Raw genomic sequence first — 23,051 nt, 5'->3', positions numbered from 1 at the left:
CAGGCGGATGTCTCTCTCCATTCAATCTAACAGAAGGTGCTTTTAGTGTTCAAGGATTATTCGTCGATTGTTGATTTTCCCTTTATAAAGTCCACCAAACCTTTATTTTGTCACATTGTTGCAGATCGTTCAGGCAGATAAGATAGACAGTGTAGAAATTGAGAATGACCACAGGGAGGGTTAACCATGAATCAGAATTTGAACAAATGGAACCGAGGATCGATCCGGACAGGTGCAGCCGCATTGGCGCTTACACTAGCACTTACGGGGTGCGGGGACAGTAAGGCTCCTGCTGCAGCAACCGATAAAACAGCAAAGCCGCAGGCAAGTGACATCGATTGGAAAACGGTAAAAGCGGATATTCGCTTTGTGTTCCCAGGTACTTCCGAGGCGGAAAAAGAGCTGGCCGAGCAATTCAAGACAAAAATGAAAGAGAAATACCCGAACGTCAACATCGAATACATGTACTTGTCCTGGACGGATATGGAGAAAAAGCTGGCCGTTATGATCAGCTCCGGAGATAGTCCCGATATTACACAAACTCAGGATGTAACGAACCTCGTGCAGCTTGGCGGATTAGAGGATCTCACTCCTTACTTTCAAAAGCAAGGCGTGCAGCTGAAGAAGGAGGATTTCCTTCCTGGGACAATGGAATATGCCCAGCAGGATGGCAAGCTGTATGCGGTTCCGAATCTCGCGAACTCCTTCACGTTGGTTGTCAATGAGAAGATGCTGAATGAGGCTGGCATGAAGCTCGATGAGCTAAAAACGTGGGCAGATGTGGAAAAAGCAGCCAAGCAGATGACCAAGGATGGCAAATACGGCTTTGGCTACCCGCTCGGTGTGCCCCGTTTTGCATTCCGCGTTCCGTTTACCGCCGCTTACAGCAACGATCTGGTGCTTAACGATACGACCGAGGCGAGTAAGAAAAAGTATCTGGAGACGCTGGAGCATTTCAAAAATCTCGAAGCTTACCAGCCCAAATCACATATCACCTGGGGCTATCCTGAAATGTTCCGCGCCTTCAGTAATGGAGAGGTCGGGATGATAGCAGCGGGAACGTATTTTACGGCAAATGTGTACAGCATCAATCCTGATATTGTCAAGGTTTCACGGGCAATCGCTTATCCGAAGGGTCCTTCCGGCACGAAAGCCAAAGCTCCGGTATCCAACGTAGGTGTCGCGATGTTCAAGGGCAGCAAAAATAAAGATGTGGCTTGGAAGCTGATGGAGGAGTGGTCCTCACAGGAATATAACAGCACGCAGGCTGCTGTCGTTAACGTAACCGCTTTAAAAAGCACAAACCTCGACGAAATCGTCAAAAAAGCAGAGAAGGCTTACCCGAAAGCAATCGAGGGCCACAAAGTGCTGCTTAAGGATTTTAACGAATTACTGGCAACGTCCGGCGTACCGATGGATAAAATCCCCGGCCAAAGCGAGATGGAAACCGTCGTTCAGGAGCAGATCGTCAAGATGCTGACCGGTAAAAGCACAACAGAGGAAACCTATAAAGGAATCAAGGAAGGCATTGATAAAATCAAGGATAAATTTAAATAGAGCTTGGACGGAATGGATGTGAAGAGAAATGTCGAAAATACTGGAATTTAGAGAAGCGGCTCCACAGGAAATTTTCCGTAGGGGCCGATGGAAATCTTTTGTTCGCTCACATGGCTTCGGTTATGTATTGCTAGCGCCTGTAGTCTTGTACCTGATCGCTTTTCAGTTTTATCCGTTGTTTGAAACGATCCGACTGAGCTTCTACGATTACTCGCTGATTTCGGGCAAACCGATGACATTTGCAGGCTTCGGAAATTACAAGGAATTACTGACCAATGACAAAGCATTTTGGCGAATTTTCATTAACAGTCTCGTATGGGTGATCGGCTCTACGGCACTGCAATTTCTGATTGCCATCCCGGCTGCTTTGATTCTGTTCTCCAAAATCCGTGGGCGCGGTTTATGGAGGGGGCTGATGATGGTTCCTTGGGTGTCCCCTGTGGTCATTATCGGCATCGTATGGAAATGGATTTATGACGGTCATTATGGGTTATTCAATTATTATTTAAAAAGTCTGCATCTGATCCAGGACGATGTCATCTGGCTCGGCCACGATACGCTGGTTTGGCCCGCTCTTCTGCTCACCTCTGCTTGGAAGGGATTCCCCTACATCGCACTGATGCTCATTTCAGGACTTACAGGAATTTCCAAGGAAATGTTGGAGGCCGCCCATGTGGATGGAGCTACAGCCTGGCAGCGGTTCACCCGCATTACACTGCCACTGCTCAAGCCGATCATGTATGTCACCGGACTGGTCAGCCTTGTGTCCTCTTGGACGAAATTCGAGATGATTTGGGCGCTGACCGGCGGCGGACCTGGATATGCCACCAGCATACTGCCGACCTACCTGTATACGAACTCTTTTGTATATTTTGATTTGGGTAAAGGCTCAGCCATTGCATCCTTGTCCATGCTGCTCGTCATCATCATTGTTATGCTTTATTCTCGGCTGTTCGGCCGAAATATGGACTAGGAGGGGCTGAACCTGAAAGAATCCACTGTACACCACATATCCAAATACATCTGGCTGCTGCTATTGATGGCTTTTACTCTGCTGCCCTTTTTCTGGCTGATCGATACGACGTTCAAAAAAGATACCGAAATGTTCGCGACCATCCCCACATGGTGGATACAGGAGCCTACGTGGTCGCATTACCTGTGGGCGCTGAACGATAAGGGCCTGCAGCTAACCAGACTGCTTATGAATTCCATCATTGTCTGTGCCATTACTGCCTTCATTACCGGCTTTATTGCTTGCATCAGCGGTTATGGACTGGCGAGGTATAAGGTTCCCGGTATCGGACTCGTCGTTATTCTAATCGTACTGGCGCAAATGATCCAGGGTCCGCTTATCATGATTCCATGGTATAAGATGGCTTCCGCCTTTTCTCTATTAAACACGAAATCGATTCTGGTGCTTATCTATGGTACATTGACGATCCCGGTTGGGGTTTGGATCATGAGCGGCTTTTTCAAAACGATCCCTATCGAGCTGGAGGAAGCTGCCTACATGGACGGGGCCGGAAAGCTGCGAACACTATTCACCGTGATCATTCCTCTCGCGCTGCCAGGACTTGTAGCCATCAGCCTGTATGCGTTCATTCTTGGCTGGAACGATTACCAGTACGCATTGATTTTGACCAACTCGATTTCAGCCAAGACGGTTCAGGTCGGGATCGCTGAGCTGATGGAAAGCATGGGCTCCACGAATTGGGGCGGACTGATGGCAAGCGGTGTCATCGTGATATTGCCGATCATCCTGATCTTTGCTTTGATCCAGAGGTTCCTGATTGAAGGCATGACAGCCGGAAGTGTTAAGGGATAGCCGACGATATCTTGTAGATACCTGTTAGATACCGTTACATCCGTAACGCCACATAGCCCATAATCAACGTTAATACGGCCAAGATGATCACGATATATACAAGGTTTCTTACTGACTTTTTATTTTTCCTTTTGGTAGCTTCTACTTGAAGCACTTTCTGAACGGAATCAGCCATCAGATTAAATTTTTCTTCCGTTGTGTGGATGACAATTCCACCACAATGAGAGCAAAGTCGCTTAAACTCCGTTTGTTGAGAGCAATGAGGGCACTCGACCATAATTTGTGACCACCTTTTAAAAAGAGCAGCCCACTTGTGGCTGCTCTACGATTATTTGTGTCTTTCCGCTTTTTGAATCTGCTTCACCTTGCTTATCCGCGCTTACTGCTGTTTGCAGCATCGCAGAACTGCCTAAGCGCCTGCTCCACAATCGATCTTGGGCAAGCCAGATTGATACGCAGCCAGCCTTCTCCCTCGGTCCCAAATACGGATCCTTCGCTAAATGCCACTTTTGCCTGACGGAACATCAAGTCCTTAAGCCCTTTTATGTCCATTCCAAGCTCCCGGCAATCCATCCACAATAAGTAGGTACCCTCCGGATATAACGGCTTTACTTCCGGTAAATGCTCAGCCAAAAAGCCAAGTGTGTAATCCAGGTTTCCTTTGACATAGACCATCATTTCATCGAGCCAAGCTTCGCCTTCATTATAGGCAACCTCAACGGCATCCTGTGCAAAATGCTGCGCCATATGCAGGCTGAGTGTTTTGAGACGCTGATCGATTGTCCGTTTGAGGCTGGTGTTAGAGGTCACGATAAAGGATGTGTGCAGTCCTGGCAAATTAAACGTTTTGGTAGCAGCCAGGCACGTAATCGTGATGTCGGCCAGCTCAGGAGACAACGATGCGAACGGTATGTGAGGGTGTCCCGGGAAGGTCAGGTCACAATGAATCTCATCGGAGACGACGATTACCCCATACTGCAGGCAAAGCTCTCCCAGCTTGAGCAGCTCTTCACGCTCCCACACACGTCCTCCCGGATTGTGAGGGCTGCACAGCAGCAGCAATTTGGCGCCTCCCTTGAACAATGACTCCAAATGCTCATAATCCATCTCGAAGCGCCCATTTTGCAGAAGCAGCGAGTTTTTGGCAACAACACGTCCATTGCTTTGAATCACATCGTAGAAAGGGTAATACACAGGAGATTGGATGACTACCTGTCCACCTGGCTCGCTGAACAATTCCACTGCCAGACTTAGCGAGGTCACGATACTTGGTGAATCCGTTATCCAGTTGGTCTCAATATCCCAATTATGACGGCGTTTAAACCAGTTTACAATCGATTCCAAATAACTGTCCGTGCGGATTGCATATCCATAAATACCCAGCTCGGCACGCTGCTTCAGTACCTCCTGTATGGCAGGAGGAGCCAAAAAGTCCATATCAGCTACCCATAGCGGGAGAATATCCGGTTCCCCGAACAGCTTGCCGCCTTGATCCCATTTATATGAGCGAGTATTCCGTCTATCGTTTAATTGATCAAAATTGTAAGCCAAACAAGGTCACCTCATTATCGATTTTTTAAAATTATACCATTAGTGGCGAGCCCTGTATAACAACATTTCTTGAACATCCCGATAAACGAAGCTTTACCTATGGACTACAGCTTCTATGCTTTGTTAAGAATTCTGGTATCGATCTCGCAATCCGCAACTACCAGCACATCCATATGCCTTGCGCGGCGAAGCAGATTTTTCACTATCGAGCCTTGCCACAGCTCCTTCCAGATCGATAGCCTTGACTGTCCCATAATGATCTGCGTGGTTTTGTAGACATTTGCCTTACTTACCAAAGCCTCGGGTATTTGCTTGCGATGCTCAGCCTTCAGCGTTTCAAAGGTTCCACCCAAGCGGCTTGTCAGCTTCCTTAGCGCCTCAACGCGCTCCAGTAATTCATCTGTGGACGAGATTTGCACATAGGTGACATACCAGGCCGCTTTCAATCTATGGGCAATTCGAAAGCCTCGACGTATCAAGCGCTCTGCCTGTGGGGTGGCATCAATACATACGTAAATAACCTCCTGTCTGCGCCAAGGACCACGCAGAGAATTGCTTCTCTCCCAGGATTCCAGACGTTCATCCACATCATCCGCGATTTCTCGCAAGGCCAGCTCCCTCAAGGCAATCAGGTTAACGGTTTTAAAAAAATTGTTAATGGCTTGATCCACCTTTTCCATCGCATAGATTTTGCCTTCTCTCATCCGCTGCTGCAGCGATTGCGGAGCTACATCGATCAGTTGAACCTCGTCAGCAAGTCTCAGAATATGATCTGGAACCGTCTCCCTGACACGGACTCCCGTAATTTGTTCTATAGCATCATTCAGGCTTTCCAGATGCTGCACGTTGACGGTTGAAATGACGGAGATCCCTGCCGCCAAAATATCAAGCACATCCTCGTACCTTTTCTTATTTTTACTTCCCGGTACATTCGTATGTGCCAATTCATCGACAAGAACCACATCCGGATTACGCCGGATCACTTCTTCTGCATCCATTTCCTCCAGACGAGTTCCCCGGTAATCCATAACCTTACGTGGAATCAGCTCCAGTGCGCCGATCTGTGCTGCCGTTTCCTTGCGACCGTGTGTTTCCAGCAGACCAATCAGCACCTGAATTCCTTTTTTATCGAGATCGTTGCCATCACGCAGCATGGTGTACGTTTTGCCCACGCCTGGCGCAGCGCCTATATACACTTTAAATGTTCCGCGTTTGATCTGCATAATTTTGCGTTCAACCTCCTGAGAACTCAAGCGGCGAAACCACTCTTCCTCTTCCTTAGGTTTCGATAGCCTGGCAGGCAGAATTCGCTCCCCTTCATGCTCCGCGCGATCTGCTACCATGAAGATGTCGATATTTCTCGTTTGCTTCAACATATCGTGGACGATAGAGCCTTGCCAGAACTCCACCCAGCGTGATTGCTTGGAATGACCGAGAACAATTCGGGTTACGTTATGATCCAGAGCGTACTTAACAAGAACCTTGGGCAGGGCACGACGGGCACAAAGCGGAAGCTCGTCGAACTCTCCGCCTACCTTTTTAACCAATTTGACGATGGACCGCTTGAAGGTCGCTTCCACCTTGGACAGCTCTTTTTGAGGATTGACAAAAGTAACCACTCGCAAGTCGCCATTCAGACGTTTGGCGATTTGCTGGCCTCTTCGTACGTAGATCGATCCATTCCAATGGTACTGCGCTGATACGAGAATACGCTCTGTTGCACCAGAGGGACCTATCAAACCTAACTCATCTCTATGCTTATCCAGGGATTCATTTACACCCTCAGCCATTAATCGCAAAGACAATTCCCGCAGCACAGCCAGATTACCTCTCTTGAATAAAGCAGATCCTTTGCCAAAATGCAGGTGCCCCTCCGCTGCCCGATTTAACAAGGTTTCCGGCGTGGCATCGATCAGTACAACTTCATCGGCAATTTCCAGTGTATCTGCAGGTACGGTTTCCTGGGCTTCCACTCCCGTTAATTTCCTGGCTAATTCCGTAACCCCTTCCAGCTCGTATACGTTGACTGTTGAGATCACGCTAATCCCGTGGTTGATTAAGAATCGAATATCTTCCATACGTGTGGCGTACTGGGCATCCTTGCGATTGCGATGAGCCAAACCATCTACCAATACCACTTCGGGATTACGTTTAATGAGTGCATCCAGGTTCAAGTCTTTTTTTTCAACATTTTCTTTCATCCAATGTATGCTTGGAACCCGTTCCAAATCTCCGATCTGCTCGACCGTTTCGGGACGCTGCATGGTGGACACGGCACATATTACCACGTCGATACCCTGATTTTTCAAATGCTGACCTTCACGCAGCATATGATACGTTTTCCCCGAACCGCTGACCGCACCAATATATACCTTTAATCGACCTCTATGCAGCTTGGAAATCGATAACAAAATCTCCTCTGGTGTTTTGCGTTTAAAATTTTCCATGAACGCCTCCATGCACATTGATTCGATCGTTTATATGTGTCCACTCATAGGATGAGGAAAAGGAAAAGCTCGATAAAGCCATAGCTTTACCAGAACTTTTCCTTCTATAAAGAGCTACTTCAGCAAGGCGCTCAATGCCAAGTTTAATTTTAACACATTGACCCGGGGTTCACCGAACAATCCCAAGTCCCTTCCTTCGGTCGTTTGCTCTACAAGCTGCTGCAGCTTGGCTTCGGGAATTCCGTTCAGCTTGCTGATTCTTGGAACCTGAACGAGAGCCGATTGCGGACTGATATGCGGATCAAGTCCCGAGCCTGAGTTGGTAATCAGGTCAATTGGCAATTGACTCACGGGAACAGCAGGATTGTTGGTCTTCCAGTCCTCAATCGATTCCTGTGTTCGCTTCAACATGTCGGGATTGGATGCCGCATAGTTATTGGACCCTGAAGCCTCTGCCTTGTAATCAATACTTGATACTCTGCCTTGAAAGTATTTGGGATCAGCAAACTTTTGTCCGATCAGTTCCGAGCCCACGATCTGTCCCTTGCTGTTGTAAATCATACTGCCATTCGCATTTGCGGGCATCAGCACCTGTGCGACCCCGGTGCATACCAGAGGATAAATGATTCCACAACATACAAGAAATACTAGACTAACCCGAATCACGATTCCCAAAGAAAAGCTAGCTGTGCTTGACGCAGCATGTTCCGATTTATCCATTCTTTTATACCCTCTTTTCTGATAGATGTTGATACTGCTGCGAGATCAAGATTCACCGTACTTCTAAATCCATAAATGCACCATCAGATCAATAAGCTTGATGCCTAAGAACGGCACTACGATCCCGCCAAATCCATAAATAAACAGATTACGCTGCAGGAGCTTATTTGAGCTCATCGGTTTATAGCCAACCCCTCGCATAGCAAGCGGGATCAAGAGCGGAATAATAATTGCATTGAAGACTAAGGCTGACAAAATCGCTGACAATGGGGAGCCGAGCCTCATAATATTGAGTGCCTCCATCTGTGGAATCGCGAGCGTAAACATAGCCGGGATGATAGCGAAATATTTGGCCACATCATTAGCGATACTAAAGGTTGTCAAAGCACCACGCGTCATCAGCAGCTGCTTGCCAATTGCCACTACCTCGATAATTTTGGATGGGTCCGAATCCAGATCAACCATGTTGGCTGCTTCTTTGGCGGCTGTCGTACCGCTGTTCATCGCAAGCCCTACATCCGCTTGTGCAAGTGCCGGAGCATCATTCGTACCGTCACCAGTCATTGCAACCAGCTTTCCTTCCGCTTGCTCTTTACGGATAACGGCAATTTTATCTTCAGGCTTGCTCTCGGCTATAAACTCATCCACACCAGCCTCGCGGGCAATGGTAGCTGCAGTCAGCGGATTGTCACCCGTACACATGATCGTTTTGATGCCCATCCTGCGAAGCTGCTCAAACCGTTCCTTCATCCCCGGCTTCACGGTGTCCTTCAAATATATGAGCCCAAGAATATGGTTATCGACTGCTACAGCGAGCGGTGTACCGCCCTCTGATGCAATCGTGTTGCCTTTGAGCTCCAGATCACTCGGAACGGCTCCACCTTGAGATTCCACCCATTTTCTTACCGAATCCACAGCTCCCTTACGTACCTTACGTCCATCTGACAAATCGATCCCGCTCATCCGGGTTTCCGCTTTAAACTCGATAAATACCCCGTCCTCGGCAATCGAGCTGTCATAGGCCATTCCTTGCTTTTTCATTAATTCCAGCACCGAACGCCCTTCCGGTGTTTCATCCTTGAGCGAGCTGATTGCAGCCCATTCACCCAAAACCGCCATGTTCTCGGAGTCTACAGGAGTAAACTCGCTGGCCATCCGGTTACCGAATGTAATCGTCCCTGTTTTATCCAAAATCATCGTATTAATATCCCCAGCGGCTTCGACCGCTTTACCTGACATGGCAAGAACATTAAACTGGGTCACGCGGTCCATCCCTGCAATCCCGATAGCTGATAGTAAACCGCCAATTGTCGTCGGGATCAAACATACCAGCAAAGAAATCAATACCGGTATATCCAATTGAATGTCCAGATATTTGGCAATCGGAGCCAAGGTGACGACAACAATAAGGAAAATCAACGTCAAACTGGTGAGCAGCGTGTTCAGCGCAATTTCATTCGGTGTTTTTTGCCGCTTGGCACCTTCAACCAAAGCAATCATCCGGTCGATAAACGATTCCCCAGGATCATTCGTAATTCTCACTTTGATCTTGTCACTGACAACACGGGTACCGCCTGTTACCGAATTGAAGTCGCCTCCTGCTTCCTTAATCACCGGAGCCGATTCTCCTGTAATGGCAGATTCGTCTACAGAAGCCAATCCTTCAATCACTTCTCCATCGCCCGGTATCATTTCTCCTTGAGAAACAACGACGATATCTCCTTTACGCAGCTCGGTGGACGGAACCAGCTTCAATCCTCCGTTCACCACTTTATTGGCGCTGATCTCTTTTTTGGATTTTTTCAGTGAATCGGCCTGTGCTTTCCCGCGGCCTTCAGCAAGTGCTTCTGCAAAATTTGCAAACAGCAGAGTGAAGAGCAGAATCGCAAATACAGTTACGTTAAAACCCGTACTTTGACCCGTACCAAAATATCCTGGAAAAATCGTCATCAGCAGCACGATCAAGGTGCCAACCTCAACAACAAACATGACCGGATTTTTCATCATCGTCATCGGATTCAGCTTCACAAAGCTGTCTTTGACGGCATTGCGAAGGATGTCACCAGATAAGCTTTTTTTTCTATTGGTTTGCATGAATCATGTCCACTCCTTCCATTAACGAATCGTCAAATGCTCGGCTATCGGGCCCAATACAATACCAGGCAAGAACGTCAGAGCGCCTATAATTAAAACAGTTCCTATTAGAATACCGGCGAACAAACGGTTATCTGTGCGAAAAGTACCGATAGTTTCGGGAACCCACTGCTTGCGCAGCATCGACCCCGCTACCGCCAGCATCGCTACCATCGAAATATAGCGGCCGAACAGCATCACAACTCCCGTAGATATATTCCAGAATGGCGTATTATCGCCCAATCCTTCGAATCCTGAACCATTGTTAGCCGCGGAGGATGTAAATTCATACAAAACTTGTGAAATGCCATGAAAGCCCGGATTCGTTATTCCCGCTTTTCCTAAATCAGTAGCCAGCGCAATTGCGGTTGACGCCAAAATAATGAGTGGATGCGCCAGAATCGCAATAGCAATCAGCTTGATTTCGCGTGCTTCTATTTTTCGACCGAGAAACTCCGGTGTTCGCCCGACCATTAACCCCGCCAGGAATACCGCCAAAATTGCATACATCAGCATATTAACGAGCCCAACGCCCTTACCGCCAAATACACAGTTCAGCATCATGAGAGCCATTGGCGTGATGCCGCCAAGCGGTGTTAGTGTGTCGTGCATCGTATTGACACTGCCAGTTGTCGCCGCTGTCGTTACTGTAGCGAACAGTGCCGATTGCGGGATACCAAAGCGGACCTCTTTACCTTCCATACTGCCCTGTGCTGCATCGATGCCCAATCTGTTCATGACGGGATTACCGCTCGATTCCGCAGCATAAATAAGGGACAGAAACATAATAAATAAGATCATCATCGAGGAAAAAATAACCCAACCCTGCTTGCGGTTTTTGGCAAATAAGCCGTACGTGTAAGGAAGCGCAGCAGATAAAACCCACATCGATAAAATTTCAATCACATTGGTCAGCGGATTCGGATTCTCAAATGGATGAGCCGAGTTCACTCCAAAAAATCCGCCGCCATTCGTACCGATATGCTTGATCGATTCCAGTGCCGCCACCGGTCCGATAGCTATTTGCTGCTCGGCCCCCTCCAGCGTTGTTGCGGTTATTGTAGGCTGCAAAGTCAGCGGAACCTGAAGAGCCACAAGCAGAAGAGTCACTACAAAAGCAAACGGGAAAAATACACGAATATGCGCTTTTACAAAATCCTCGAAAAAATTGCCTATCGTTTCCCCTTTACTCGTAATTCCTCTGACAAAGGCAATGGCTACGGAAAACCCGGTTGCTGCCGAGGTGAACATCATCATGATAATGACAGCCATCTGTGAAAAATACGACAAGCCCGACTCCCCGCTGTAATGCTGCAGATTCGTGTTGGTCATAAAGCTGATGACCGTATTGAAGGTCAGCGTTTCTTCCATGTTGTCAATCCCGTTCGGATTAAGCGGCAAATATTTTTGCAGCCTCAAAATCAAATAGCTTATGGCCACGAGTACGATATTCGTAACAATAAAACTGAGCGCGTAGGTTTTCCAGGTCATACCCTTTCGTTCCTTTAAACCAATCATTGCAAAAATCGGTCTTTCGATGAACCCGAACCACTTATCAGTCCGATTCGCTTCATTAGAGAATACGTTATAGAGATAGGTGCCTACAGGTTTAACCAACAGCACCAAAATGACAATAACGACGGTAATTTGCAAAATGCCCATTTGTTTGTTTCCTCCTTAGAGTTTTGCTTTAGCAAAACTTTCTTCGTAAGCATGTGCTGAGTTTTCGTAAGAAATTTAATAAATCAAAATTTTTCTGGATTAACCAAGGCGTAGGCCAGATAAAGAAAAATAAATACTGTGAAAATAATGACAACAATCATAAACGCTCGCCTCCTGAGTCTTCAATAACTCGCCCGCACCACAACAAAAATCCACTGAACAGCGTGTAAGCAATGGCTAGCATCAGTACCATATATAGATCCAACATGGTTACCCCTCCTAATAGCTTCCTTTAGGAAGCTTTCTTCGTAAGCATTATCTGAGTTTTGCATATACATTATTAGAAGCTTGCCCTTACTTCACATGTGTTTGAATTAAAAAGGAAACATCCTCGCTCGTCGTATGAATCACATAGGCAGCGCCGAGTCCTTTGTAGACCAGACGCGGATTACTCGTATGGGTAATGACATAAATAGGCTTGGAGGTCCATCTGCGGCACATTTGAATATAACGGCAGCACAGATTCAGGCTTCGCTCAAAAATAAACACCTTCCCGATAGTAAACTCTGGAAGAGTCCAGTTGATTTGTTCTGTAGTATCTACCATTACAATATTTTTTACACCAATATTGACCAGTCTTTGCTTTTCTCCCTGGTTGTTGGCAATAGCTGCAAAACGCAAGCCTTGCTTCAGCAATTGAAGGATGAAGCCTTCTCCCGTTTTATTGGGTGCCGAAACCAAAATGACTTCCTGTTGTTCCATTTCAATCTTCCTCCTATGATGTCAAAAAGGAGACAACAAAAAGAAGCCTACGAAAAGAGCGGAACTCTTCTCGTGGCTTCTGAAAACACAGTTATACAAACCGTGTCTTACGCACGACAATTGTTGCCTCTCCCTATACGCTTACGAGGTTAGCTGTCGGATTCGGGCTAGAGAGTAGCCCTACCCCAGGGCATCGAAGATGCCCAGAGGATTCACCCCATGAAGCTCGTGTATCTGACTACGAATTAACGAATCAGGGATTACGCGCTTCTTTGGTTCCCCCGTTCCTTTTAAATTCAAGGACTCAGCGATAAAGTGCATGTTTCATTTTCAATTACAGACGATCCCTACAAATCTACATTTCATATATACCTCATGGTCGTTGAACACGATCACAAGCTTCATCATCCTCTCTCATAAAAACGACGCTCTCGTTCCCCTATGAACCGGTTCATAGGGCTGAAGATGTTCAGCCGTTACTTGGAAAACTTTGTTTGGAATCATGAGATGTATCATACGCCAGCCGCTTAACACTGTAAATAAATACCGCACGGCATACAAGGCTATAATTGACTTGCATAGCATCCAAATCCTTTTCATGCTCTCGATATCTGCATCCATCTCTCGATATCTCCATTTTACGAAGAAATATTCAAATACCCAGCATGAGCTAGCATAGATATAGATAATAAAGGGAAATCAGGATTGATTCCGCTTTCATCGAGCTTTTAAGCAAAAAAGGCTTAATTATGATGCGGATTGGGGTTTTACATTATTTAACGCCCAGCGTATGATACATTTCATTAACTTAACAACTCCATATCATCCATTTTCAACGCTTAATTCCCATATAGGGAAACGGGGGACCCAGTTTAAGCTATTTATGATAAATAGCTTATAGGGGTGAATCCTCTGGGCATCTTCGATGCCCGGGGGTAGGGCACTCTCAAGCCCGAATCCGACAGCTAACCTCGTAAGCGAATTGAGAGAGAAGCACACTCGTGTCTCCCTGACCTTATTTATTCATGCAAAGGAAGCCCGAGAGTAGAGTTTCTCTGCTCTCGGGCTTCCTTTGGTTTGTCCAAATTCAAAAAATGTAGAGGAGTGCAAGTATCATGCTAAAGCTCGCCGACCCATTGACCGTACCCACTGAACATTCCTTGGTACCCTACAAAATCGGTTCCATGGAGATTTACCAATTTGATTGTCTTCTATTGAAAAGCCGAATCTCGCAAATCACTTCCAATGGCTCCTGCGGATTATTGAAAATATCCAGCCGCGGATGGAATGGTTGGGCAGAATGGAATCTCCCCTGCTGCGGCAATAAATTCGACCTGATCCAATGGGCTTCGGTTTTAATCAAATTAAAGGGACTTTCCATTACCGATGCGTTTGCTTTTGTCAATACCAAACAGCAAGCATGGGGAACAGAGCGGTGTGAGTTGGTCAAAGCCGCTTTACATGACCTTGTCACTCAAATCTACAATCAGAATAGCAAGCAGCTACCTGATGCGAATAGTATCATTCTGGAACGATCCAGACTAATCGAACAGTCACGATCTTATTTTTCCTTTTGAGTAGGCTAAGATCACGATCTGCTTAATTCAGTCAATAGACGTTTGGCATCTCCATTTTCCGTTTTGAATATCTCGTATACTTTTAAAGTCAGCGGCGTGTCGAATTGTTCAGAATTTCCGGTAAAGGCAATATTGTTCTCTCCAGTAACCAGGCGTTCCTGCCCAATCAACGATTTCACAGAGGTGCCCACGAGCCTTCCCAATGAATCATGCAGTTCAAATTGAAGCTGCGGGAAGCTTTCATCTACCTGGGTCTCTTTGATGCGTTCAATATCGAAGGAAAACTTGCCTTTATACGTATATTGATGAGTCGCTGAATTGAACAAGAAGGAAATGTCCCAACGTTCGATCGCTACATTAAACGGATACAGACTAAATTTGTCTTCTTTGTCCGGTGCTTGTAAATTCACACTGTAAGCGGCAATCGTTGATTTGTACGGTGCTTGTGCCGTTGTATCCTGAAGCTTTAAGGCAAGCCCCGTTCCAGTCTCGGTCGCTGGTACCACATACGTGTAATTGATGGTCGTTCCGGTGTTGGGCAGTACAGACGTTGCCGCCAGCACTTGCCGTCTGCCACTGTATTGGTAACCTCCGCTGCCGATCAATTCCGTTTGAAACATGGGGATAGCGAGCGGTCGGGCACTTTGGTTATACAAACGGAATTTAGCTGTTACTTGCTTGCTACCTTCATCCTGGTTATCGTTCATATGAAGCTCAACCAATGAAACCTGCAAATCCGGATGGATAAGTTCACTTCGCATATCGAATTTCATGGAGGTGCCTAATGCATAAGCTTCATAATTTTGTGGAGCAGCATCGCCCGGGAGCAATATATTCAGTCTGCCCACTTGATAACTAACCACGTTGGAAGCTCCTGATGTAAAGCTTTCAGCAGTCAACAGATTTAAGCTTAGCAGCTCTGTATCCTGATCGGTTGGAATTGCGTAATGCATATACTTTTCTTCTTTGGCATCCAATTGAATCGTATCTTTCTCTAATCGGCTGCCTATGAACACCTTTTTATCGTTTTTCCCATCTATGGCAAAATCGGGTACGGTTTCCCGTTGACTCGACGGGTTATAAGCCAGTAATTGAACGACATATACATTACCCGTCTTAGTAGATTCCTTATGAATATCTACGGGTGTGTATTCGATTGGGGAATCCAATGCAGGAATCCGGAAAGCGTCAGACCACTTGCGGATCGCAGCCGAATCAGTCATGGACGTATCTACACCATGCCAAGGCTGGATCGTAATCGGGACTGAGGCCATGAGTGTTTCTTTCTTGGGATATACATAGTAATCTACATCCGTCCAATTGACTTCACTAATGGTTATTTTCTCAGCACGATCCAGTACGACCATGTAGCTAATATCGGTTGTGGTCTGGGGCTGTATGACTCTTGGATTCGCTGTGCTTGGCTGCAGCGTATAGGTTATCCCTTTGCTGGTGCGTGCACGAACCTCATAATCGGGAACCTTGGTGATCGAGGTGCTTGTATTTTCCATTTTGATCACAATACCGATCCGGGTACCTCCGAGAATTTCCTCTGTCAAAACACTTTTGATCTGTACATTCAATACATCCGTCAATGGATATACGGCAGCAATGGGTTGAACGGTTTGTGCAGGACTGAGCCTTGAAGCTGTTTGTTCGCTGATGGGTACAGAACTATTCGTTCCCAAGCTCGTGGTTACGGCTACCTCTGCAAAAGCAGGGCTCATGAAGCCAGTGATCGATGCCGATAACACGGCTGATGCTACGATGACGGTTAACCTTCTATTCATTCGTTTCGTTCTCCTCCTGTGACAAACATGGTTTATTGAGCTAGCTGTACTTTTTCTTTATCCTTCAGTTGATTCTGCCCCGAGGTTACCAACGGTTCACCTTCCTTGACACCGCTTATGACCTCTTGATACGTATCACTTAAACGACCCAGCGTGACCTTACGCTTCTCCACGGTATCTCCCGCCATAACAAATACGAAGCTCTCTCCACTTTCACGAACAATACTTAAGGTAGGCACGGTGACTACGATTTGATCCTGATCCTCTGTCAGCAGAACCTGAGCCTTCATTCCCGGCTTGAACTTGCGATCCTGATTGGGCAATTCAAGTTCCAACGAGTAGGCTTTGGATTGGGTGCTGACAACATCAGCCAAATAGCTCACTTTGGCCTTATATTTTTCAGTTGAACCGGATATGTAAAAGGATAGCTCTTGCTTCCCGCGAACTAGCGCCGCCGCCTCTTCGGTAAGCTCAGCTTTGATCTTGATAGGGTCCAGCTGCTGAATTTGTGCAGCACGGAAGCCCGCTGGAAGCATCATGCCAACTTCAATCGGCAAATCCGTCAGCACTCCGCTAACACTTGCTCTCACTTCCATATGCTCCAATGTCCGATCGGCCTCTCGAATTGACACATCCGATATTAGTAAGCCCTGTTCCAGTTGTGATAAGGAATTAGTCGTTTCCAGCGTTTTTTGTTTCTGCTGGCTGCTCTGCAAATCAAGCTTAAGATTGTTTAACTGGGTTTCTATCTGCTCCAGTTGGAATTTCGTAGATAGCCCCAAATCAAAGTCGTTGCGCATTTTATTATAATTCTTATCGGTTTCCTTAATTGCCGCTTCCAGCTTCACGATACCGTTCTGCAAATCCTGCTTGCTGTTAGCCAAATCCTCCCGCGCTTTCACCAGCTGCTCTTTCGTTGAGGATATCGTCACAGTCGCTTTTTCTTTGGATATCAGCACATCGGTTGGATCAAGTCTGAAAATCACTTCACCTTTTTCGACGTTATCTCCACGCTTCTTCAATATTTCCTTGACATCGCCGCCTACCTTGACTGACACATCGAGCTGAATGGAGGAGGCTATATCAGCCACCTGCTCCAAAGGCTCACTTATTTTTTGCTTCGCCACTTTGTTTACCTTAACCTGTTTGAGCTGTACTTCAGTAGCCTGTGCCGGTTGGGCTTTGGGCGTTTCGGAGCAGCCTGCAAGCATGACCGCTCCAACTAACATTAATCCCATAGCTTTTACACCTGTATGAACTGGATTGACCCTAAATGGTTTCATGGAATGTTGCTCCTTTTCGATATATATCTGTCAGCTACTCGTACCTACATGCCTTCTACTGTCGGGGTTTTGGCGACTCGGTTTTCATTTCTGTTCATAAACCGCGAGATTCCGACATTCATTTTATCGATAAGTTCGTAAATCACGGGTACAACAATCAAAGTCAGTACGGTCGAAGTGATCAAACCGCCGATAACAACAACTGCCAAGCCTTTGGAAATCAGTGATCCATCCGAAACACCCAGCGCCAATGGCAGCAAAGTCATCACTGTGGCACCCGCGGTCATAATAATGGGGCGAAGTCTTGTTAAGCCCGCTCTAACCAAAGCATCACGAACCGATAATCCATCAGCGCGAAGCTGCTGTACCCGGTCGATCAGTACGATGGCATTGGTAACAACAACCCCGATCAACATCAAAAATCCAATGAGTGATGTAATATTGATCGACTCGCCTGAAATCAGCAGCGCGATAAGTCCGCCGATCGCAGCCAGTGGTACCGAAAAGAGAATAACAAACGGCGCACTCGCGTTCCCAAAAGCAATAACCATGACGAGATAAACGAGACAAATCGCAGCACCCATGGCAACCGCCATTTGACCAAAGCTTTCCTGAATATCGTCATTAACCCCTTGTGCCTGCGTACGAACACTTCCAGGGAGTTCTACTGTTTTCAAAGCTTCTGTAACTTTGGTGCTCACGCCACCTTTGTCTTTACTTTCGATTTTGGCGGTGATTTTCACATATTGCTCCTGCGTTTCCCTAGTGATCGCTGCCGGTGCCTCTACCTGTTTGATTTTGGCTACATCATTAAGAGCGACTACCGCACCGGTTGAGGTTGTCAGCTGTATGCGCCCCAGCTTTTCCATTGAATTTTTGAAATCATCATCTACCATGACCTTGGTTTCAAAGGTTACATTGTCGAATTTGATATCACCCAGCGGTGCCTCTGCAAGCCACAATCGCACCGTGTCTGTCAGCTGTGCCGAGGATAAACCATACACACGCGCCTTATTTTGGTCTACACTGACAACGACCTGCGTCTTCTTTTCACTCAGACTGTCTTTAATCGTTGTCAGCTCCGGGAATTCCCGCATCTTCGCTTTGACCAACTCGGCACCGGCAATCAGCTGATTCAGGTCTTCACCTTTCAGCAGGTAGGCAAAATCATCTCCAGAGCCCATGCTTGGCGCTAACAGCGCACCTTCAATTTCCGATCCTTTAGGGGTCATCTCTATCATTTTATTCTTAAACGTTTCAGCCATTTCCTTGGCATTGGAGGCCGCTGATACCGAAGCAATAATACTCGCTTTGTAAGGTGTTCGTTCTCCGCTCGTGTTCTGCTGATCATAACCAACCATCGATTCAAAATAGTCAAAGGCCGGTTGTCCAGCAGAATCCTTGGATTCCCGAAGCATCCCTTCGATTTCTTTAACCTTCAAATCCATCGATTCAAAGGAAGTATCCTGTGGCAGCTTCAACGTATACTGAACCTGCTTATTGGTTTCGCTATCCGGCATAAAGGCCATCGGAAGAAAAGGAACCGTTCCTCCTATCGAAATGATAAGCGCCAGTACCGCCGCCAGCACCGTCTTCTTCGGGTTATCGAGCGACCAATTTAATATTTTTTTATAACTGCCACCCAGCTTACCGACCTGCTCTTCATCGTGATGCTTGATCTTATTACTTTTGAGCACCATCAATTTGGCAAGCATCGGAATAACTGTCAATGCGATGATCAGTGAGGACATTAAGGCCACGATCAAGGTAATCGCAAAGGGTCTGAATATATCCCCCAATACACCGCCAACAAAGGTTATCGGTAAAAATACACCTGCAGTTGTAATCGTGGATGAGGTGATCGCCGAAGCTACCTTTGAAGTTGCTATCTTAATAACAGATTCATTACGGTCACTGACCCGCTGCAGTTCACTATAGATATTCTCAATAACAACAATCGAATCATCGACAACCCGGCCAACGGCAATCGTTAAACCGCCGAGCGTCATAATATTGAGTGTAATATCCAGTGATGCCATTGCGCATAATGTAGTTAAGATCGACAAAGGAATTGACACCAATACGATCAAGGTCATACGCACATTTCTCAGGAACAATAAGATCATGACGGAAGCCAGAACCGCCCCCATAATCCCTTCCTTCAGCATCCCGTTTATCGATTTTTTGACATCATTAGCTGCATTGTAAACAGGTGAAAATTGCAAATTCGGATATTCCTTTTTCCAGCCGGCGAACAATTTGTCAACATCATCGGCAAATTTGACCGTATTGGCATCTTTTCCTTTGAACAGCGTGAGGCCGATAGCCGGAGTGCTGTCCAACCGGGCAATATATTTGGATTCGGAAATGGCTTCAACCTTGGAAATATTTTTAAGCATGACCGTGTCACCCTTGGGGGACGTAATTTTCATGTTTTCCAAATTGTATATCGTGTTCAAATCACTTTCGATCCGAACCGATTGGGAGCTTCCGTTAAAATCGACTTTACCTGCCGGGCTCGTCATGAGCGCAGTTTGTATACTTTGTGAAACAAGCGCAGGTGTCATGCCATAATTATTGATCGCGCTAATATTCAGCTTAAGCTTCAAGGTAGCTTCCTGCTGTCCAATTGAATCTACATGATCAATCCCATCCATGGCGCTTAAGGTAGGCTCTATAACATCCTTATAAATCCGGTTCAGCTCGTCATGGTTCATATTCTCGTTACCATTAATCGCAGCAAAGTATACCGGGAAGTCACTGCTTCCAAACTTGGAAACTTTCGGTTCACTTGCTCCTTTTGGCAGCACAATGTCCTTGATCGAGCTTTCGATATCACGTTTCGCATCATCAGGCTTTCTGCCGTTTACTAGCTCAACCGTGATCGACGAAAAGTTATCATTCGAGCTGGAGGAAACTTTTTTTACACCCTCCACACCCACAACCCGCTTCTCGATAACCTTCGTTACATTATCCATAACGTCCTTAGGAGGAGCGGGATATACCGTGCTAATAAATACGATCGGCAAGGAAATATCCGGCATACTTTCCTGTTTCAATGTGGATGCGGAGAATGTGCCTGCAAGGAGCAATATAAAGCTGATAATAATAATTGCTGCCGCATTTTTCAAAGAAAAATCAGTAAATTTGTTCATCATTTTACTCCTTTATCAAATTACAATAATTGCTTTTTGAGCAGCCATTCCTCGTTGAAGCCTTTCATTCTGGACATGTATATGTCACAAAACAATGAAATTTCGCTGAATCTTTGTTCGACAACGCGACATGTCTCCTGATCCGCAGAATCCAGACCTTCTTGTTCCGGTAAAGCGAGCAAATTCCGTTTCAGCGTTTGTTGAACCGATTTGATCTTCTCTTTGTATGTTTCGAAAACATGGATTTCAAAATCATCCGTTATGTAATAGTAATCCTTTCTGTCATTCTGAACCGGAACCTTATTGCACAAATGTCGCGATACCATATTCCGGATTTGAACGCTGATCGCGGCCTTGGAGACAGATAATGCCTCAGCCATCTGCTGCAAGCATAAGGGCTCTGCTGAAAACAGAAGCAGTGTAAAGAGCCTGCCAACGAGCGGACTGAAGCCTTCTTTTTCCAGGTGCATGGACATAAAATGACTCGTGCTTAACTTCATTTCATCGAGAGTCTGTAACATCGTATTGCTGGTGGCCCCTTCCTTCAAGTACATGTAAGTTCATTCGTAACTTTAAGAATGATATTAAAGTTACAATCACATTATGACTGACTGGTCATTATGAAAGTATAATAATGGATATACAGCTTTAAATCAACCTTTTTTTATTTTATTTCGTTACTTAAACCAATTTTGTGACCAGTCAGTCATAATGTTGACATGAATATGTTCGACGTATACAATTGCTGTATACATGTGATGTACCAAGTTTGGAAACAAGGAGTGTCGAACAGAATGAATGACAAAAAAACACAAATTGTTCAGGCTGCAATCAAGCTGTTCGGAGAACGTGACTACCATACAACATCCGTTCAAGATATTGTCAGTCTTGCCGGAGTATCCAAGGGAGCTTTTTATTTACATTTCCATTCCAAAGAGGAATTGCTCGTTCATATTTTCAATCATTATATGGAATCGTACCGCTCATATCTGGAGGAGATTCTTCAGGACCCCTCGTTAAGCGCTCGGGAAAGATTATTTAAATCCATTGAATATCAATGCGAAGCCTTCATCAAAGATAAAGATTTTATTGCGATGCAGCTAAAAGGGATCACCTTTTTAAATAAAGCTCTACAGGATTTAATGATTGATCACAGTAACCAAAACGTTATATGGTTTGACCAGCGTATCATTGAGCTCTATGGATCGGAAATCAGACCGCATTCATTTGATTGTGCCAACTTATTTAACGGGATGATCAAGGAGTTTTATTTCTGCCATATCGTTTTCGGACATCCTATTGAAGGCGGGCAGCTGGCCGAATATTTAATGAACCGTCTGGACGATGTTATTTATGGGATTCTGAGTAAACCCACCGTTCCCATCCTTTCCAAAGCTGTTATTTTATCAGATCGCAGTTCAGAAACAACTCGCGAAAGCCTGATTGAGAGAGCGCTTACAACGAAGGGTTGGATTGAATCGCATGTCGAAGCCCCTATGGTTATGTGCACCATGCTTCAGTCTCTGGATGTAATCGTGCAGGAGGCCAACAAAGAAGAGCCCAACGATATCATAATCAAGGGAATGGTTAATTATCTGATTTCCTTGGCAGAGGGTGATTCGGATATTATCGCCGTATTCAACAAATCATTCGGTTGTGCCCGTATTTGCTAATTTACCGAGAAAAAAAAGGCTAACCTGAGTTTCCGGTTAACCTGATTGAATGAACAATTCATTCACAAAGTATTTGCTTAGCGGTATTGCTTCAACTGCATTTGATCGAGACTTTTGAATTCATATCCCTGACTTCGGGCATCGTCAATAATTTTGCCCATTGCCTCTGCATTATCCTGAGAAACGGAATGAAGCAGAATGACAGCACCGGGATGAAGCTGTGCCATCACTTGTTGATAGGCATAGTTCCAGCCGTGCTGTTTTTTTGTATCCCAATCCCTGTAAGCCACGGACCAGAAAACACTGGTATAGCCTATATTTTGACTGACTCCAAGCATCTGATCACTAAAGATTCCCCTTGGCGGTCGCAAATACTTAACTTCGCTTTGAGGGGTCAGTTTGGCTATTTCCACTTTGACTTTGTCCAGCTCATCCTTCATACGGCTCGCAGATATACTGCTCATATCCGGATGACTCCAGGAATGGTTGCCAATGATGTGACCCTCTTCAGCCATTCGCTTGACCAGCTCCGGTTGATCCTTCACATAATGCCCGGTCACAAAGAAGGCCGCGGGCACTTTTTTATCCTTTAATACGTTCAGCAATTGAGCTGTATATCCGTTTTCATACCCGTTATCAAAGGTTAAATAAAGTTCCTTTTTCTCGGTATCCCCCAAAAAAATAGCTCCATGCTTTTGAAGAATGCCCATAAAGCCCTCCTCCGCGATTGAAGGAAGCTTTCCATCCTTGCTTTTTTTAAAGCCAAAATGATAAGGACGATTATCGTCCTGAGCCCACACCTGACCAGAGTGCTGTACAACGCTAACCATTACCATTAAAAACACCACGGCCTGTATGGCACGTCTCATCCATGCACCCTCTTTTCTGAATTGACATCCTTCATGTCTCATAGCTG

General features: G+C 45.9%; 18 protein-coding genes and 2 riboswitches. Of the genes, 5 read left to right on the top strand and 13 right to left on the bottom strand.

Annotated elements, in window-relative coordinates:
- The first annotated feature begins 186 nt into the window (after positions 1 to 186).
- The 3 genes from OB236_RS39165 to OB236_RS39155 all read left to right on the top strand — a co-directional run bounded on the left by OB236_RS39165 (position 187) and on the right by OB236_RS39155 (position 3,382).
- The gene (locus OB236_RS39165) at positions 187 to 1,557 is read left to right on the top strand and encodes an ABC transporter substrate-binding protein (protein WP_262688915.1); all 1,371 of its coding nucleotides are present in this window, start codon (positions 187 to 189) and stop codon (positions 1,555 to 1,557) included.
- Between the two features lie 28 nt (positions 1,558 to 1,585).
- Positions 1,586 to 2,530 carry a carbohydrate ABC transporter permease gene (locus OB236_RS39160; protein ID WP_262688913.1) on the top strand — a complete coding sequence of 315 codons (945 nt, stop codon included), beginning with the start codon at positions 1,586 to 1,588 and terminating at the stop codon, positions 2,528 to 2,530.
- 66 nt (positions 2,531 to 2,596) lie between these two features.
- Complete coding sequence (locus tag OB236_RS39155; RefSeq protein WP_262689082.1) at positions 2,597 to 3,382, top strand: carbohydrate ABC transporter permease; 786 nt, start codon at positions 2,597 to 2,599, stop codon at positions 3,380 to 3,382.
- Between the two features lie 34 nt (positions 3,383 to 3,416).
- Here OB236_RS39155 and OB236_RS39150 read toward each other — a convergent pair whose 3' ends face one another.
- The 8 genes from OB236_RS39150 to OB236_RS39120 all read right to left on the bottom strand — a co-directional run bounded on the left by OB236_RS39150 (position 3,417) and on the right by OB236_RS39120 (position 12,657).
- Positions 3,417 to 3,659, bottom strand: coding sequence for a hypothetical protein (locus OB236_RS39150; RefSeq protein ID WP_262688911.1), 243 nt, complete (start codon positions 3,657 to 3,659; stop codon positions 3,417 to 3,419).
- Positions 3,660 to 3,751: 92 nt separating this feature from the next.
- Positions 3,752 to 4,933, bottom strand: coding sequence for a MalY/PatB family protein (locus OB236_RS39145; RefSeq protein ID WP_262688910.1), 1,182 nt, complete (start codon positions 4,931 to 4,933; stop codon positions 3,752 to 3,754).
- Between the two features lie 113 nt (positions 4,934 to 5,046).
- Positions 5,047 to 7,380, bottom strand: coding sequence for a histidine kinase (locus OB236_RS39140; RefSeq protein WP_262688909.1), 2,334 nt, complete (start codon positions 7,378 to 7,380; stop codon positions 5,047 to 5,049).
- A gap of 114 nt (positions 7,381 to 7,494) precedes the next feature.
- The gene (gene kdpC / locus OB236_RS39135) at positions 7,495 to 8,100 is read right to left on the bottom strand and encodes a potassium-transporting ATPase subunit KdpC (RefSeq protein ID WP_262688908.1); all 606 of its coding nucleotides are present in this window, start codon (positions 8,098 to 8,100) and stop codon (positions 7,495 to 7,497) included.
- Positions 8,101 to 8,163: 63 nt separating this feature from the next.
- Positions 8,164 to 10,194, bottom strand: a complete 2,031-nt coding sequence (kdpB, locus tag OB236_RS39130) for a potassium-transporting ATPase subunit KdpB (RefSeq protein ID WP_262688906.1) — start codon at positions 10,192 to 10,194, stop codon at positions 8,164 to 8,166.
- 21 nt (positions 10,195 to 10,215) lie between these two features.
- Positions 10,216 to 11,895, bottom strand: coding sequence for a potassium-transporting ATPase subunit KdpA (gene kdpA / locus OB236_RS39125; protein ID WP_262688904.1), 1,680 nt, complete (start codon positions 11,893 to 11,895; stop codon positions 10,216 to 10,218).
- Positions 11,896 to 11,978: 83 nt separating this feature from the next.
- Complete coding sequence (locus OB236_RS40290; protein WP_408638578.1) at positions 11,979 to 12,056, bottom strand: potassium-transporting ATPase subunit F; 78 nt, start codon at positions 12,054 to 12,056, stop codon at positions 11,979 to 11,981.
- Between the two features lie 193 nt (positions 12,057 to 12,249).
- On the bottom strand, positions 12,250 to 12,657 hold the full coding sequence (locus OB236_RS39120) for a hypothetical protein (protein ID WP_076236136.1): 408 nt from the start codon (positions 12,655 to 12,657) through the stop codon (positions 12,250 to 12,252).
- A 122-nt stretch (positions 12,658 to 12,779) separates the two neighbouring features.
- Positions 12,780 to 12,977, bottom strand: a riboswitch (cyclic di-AMP (ydaO/yuaA leader).
- Positions 12,978 to 13,483: 506 nt separating this feature from the next.
- Positions 13,484 to 13,653: riboswitch (cyclic di-AMP (ydaO/yuaA leader) on the top strand.
- A 119-nt stretch (positions 13,654 to 13,772) separates the two neighbouring features.
- Between OB236_RS39120 and OB236_RS39115 the strand changes: the two genes are divergently transcribed.
- The gene (locus OB236_RS39115; RefSeq protein WP_262688902.1) at positions 13,773 to 14,234 is read left to right on the top strand and encodes a hypothetical protein; all 462 of its coding nucleotides are present in this window, start codon (positions 13,773 to 13,775) and stop codon (positions 14,232 to 14,234) included.
- An 11-nt stretch (positions 14,235 to 14,245) separates the two neighbouring features.
- On the opposite strand, the gene OB236_RS39110 is transcribed toward OB236_RS39115, so the two are convergent.
- The 4 genes from OB236_RS39110 to OB236_RS39095 are packed head-to-tail and all read right to left on the bottom strand — an operon-like array spanning position 14,246 to position 21,016.
- The gene (locus OB236_RS39110; protein ID WP_262688900.1) at positions 14,246 to 16,024 is read right to left on the bottom strand and encodes a hypothetical protein; all 1,779 of its coding nucleotides are present in this window, start codon (positions 16,022 to 16,024) and stop codon (positions 14,246 to 14,248) included.
- Between the two features lie 32 nt (positions 16,025 to 16,056).
- Positions 16,057 to 17,307 (bottom strand): efflux RND transporter periplasmic adaptor subunit, encoded by a 1,251-nt coding sequence (locus OB236_RS39105; protein ID WP_262688898.1) that lies wholly within the window; start codon positions 17,305 to 17,307, stop codon positions 16,057 to 16,059.
- A gap of 44 nt (positions 17,308 to 17,351) precedes the next feature.
- A complete protein-coding gene (locus tag OB236_RS39100) occupies positions 17,352 to 20,462 on the bottom strand; it encodes an efflux RND transporter permease subunit (protein ID WP_262688896.1) in 3,111 nt (1,036 codons plus the stop codon).
- 20 nt (positions 20,463 to 20,482) lie between these two features.
- Complete coding sequence (locus OB236_RS39095) at positions 20,483 to 21,016, bottom strand: GbsR/MarR family transcriptional regulator (RefSeq protein WP_262688895.1); 534 nt, start codon at positions 21,014 to 21,016, stop codon at positions 20,483 to 20,485.
- A 240-nt stretch (positions 21,017 to 21,256) separates the two neighbouring features.
- Between OB236_RS39095 and OB236_RS39090 the strand changes: the two genes are divergently transcribed.
- Positions 21,257 to 22,135 (top strand): TetR/AcrR family transcriptional regulator, encoded by an 879-nt coding sequence (locus tag OB236_RS39090; RefSeq protein WP_262688893.1) that lies wholly within the window; start codon positions 21,257 to 21,259, stop codon positions 22,133 to 22,135.
- Positions 22,136 to 22,212: 77 nt separating this feature from the next.
- Here OB236_RS39090 and pdaA read toward each other — a convergent pair whose 3' ends face one another.
- Positions 22,213 to 23,004 carry a delta-lactam-biosynthetic de-N-acetylase gene (gene pdaA / locus OB236_RS39085; RefSeq protein WP_408638574.1) on the bottom strand — a complete coding sequence of 264 codons (792 nt, stop codon included), beginning with the start codon at positions 23,002 to 23,004 and terminating at the stop codon, positions 22,213 to 22,215.
- Positions 23,005 to 23,051: the final 47 nt, after the last annotated feature.

The sequence above is a fragment of the Paenibacillus baimaensis genome (assembly GCF_025567575.1).
This window is presented reverse-complemented; position numbering and strand designations above follow the sequence as displayed.

Bases quoted from the DNA above. Each gene is read 5' to 3' on its own strand.
- OB236_RS39165 (WP_262688915.1), top strand. From the start codon at position 187: ATGAATCAGAATTTGAACAAATGGAACCGAGGATCGATCCGGACAGGT.
- OB236_RS39160 (WP_262688913.1), top strand. From the start codon at position 1,586: ATGTCGAAAATACTGGAATTTAGAGAAGCGGCTCCACAGGAAATTTTC.
- OB236_RS39155 (WP_262689082.1), top strand. From the start codon at position 2,597: ATGGCTTTTACTCTGCTGCCCTTTTTCTGGCTGATCGATACGACGTTC.
- OB236_RS39150 (WP_262688911.1), bottom strand. From the start codon at position 3,659: ATGGTCGAGTGCCCTCATTGCTCTCAACAAACGGAGTTTAAGCGACTT.
- OB236_RS39140 (WP_262688909.1), bottom strand. From the start codon at position 7,380: ATGGAAAATTTTAAACGCAAAACACCAGAGGAGATTTTGTTATCGATT.
- kdpC (WP_262688908.1), bottom strand. From the start codon at position 8,100: ATGGATAAATCGGAACATGCTGCGTCAAGCACAGCTAGCTTTTCTTTG.
- kdpB (WP_262688906.1), bottom strand. From the start codon at position 10,194: ATGCAAACCAATAGAAAAAAAAGCTTATCTGGTGACATCCTTCGCAAT.
- kdpA (WP_262688904.1), bottom strand. From the start codon at position 11,895: ATGGGCATTTTGCAAATTACCGTCGTTATTGTCATTTTGGTGCTGTTG.
- OB236_RS40290 (WP_408638578.1), bottom strand. From the start codon at position 12,056: ATGATTGTTGTCATTATTTTCACAGTATTTATTTTTCTTTATCTGGCC.
- OB236_RS39120 (WP_076236136.1), bottom strand. From the start codon at position 12,657: ATGGAACAACAGGAAGTCATTTTGGTTTCGGCACCCAATAAAACGGGA.
- OB236_RS39115 (WP_262688902.1), top strand. From the start codon at position 13,773: ATGCTAAAGCTCGCCGACCCATTGACCGTACCCACTGAACATTCCTTG.
- OB236_RS39110 (WP_262688900.1), bottom strand. From the start codon at position 16,024: ATGAATAGAAGGTTAACCGTCATCGTAGCATCAGCCGTGTTATCGGCA.
- OB236_RS39105 (WP_262688898.1), bottom strand. From the start codon at position 17,307: ATGAAACCATTTAGGGTCAATCCAGTTCATACAGGTGTAAAAGCTATG.
- OB236_RS39100 (WP_262688896.1), bottom strand. From the start codon at position 20,462: ATGAACAAATTTACTGATTTTTCTTTGAAAAATGCGGCAGCAATTATT.
- OB236_RS39095 (WP_262688895.1), bottom strand. From the start codon at position 21,016: ATGTACTTGAAGGAAGGGGCCACCAGCAATACGATGTTACAGACTCTC.
- OB236_RS39090 (WP_262688893.1), top strand. From the start codon at position 21,257: ATGAATGACAAAAAAACACAAATTGTTCAGGCTGCAATCAAGCTGTTC.
- pdaA (WP_408638574.1), bottom strand. From the start codon at position 23,004: ATGAGACGTGCCATACAGGCCGTGGTGTTTTTAATGGTAATGGTTAGC.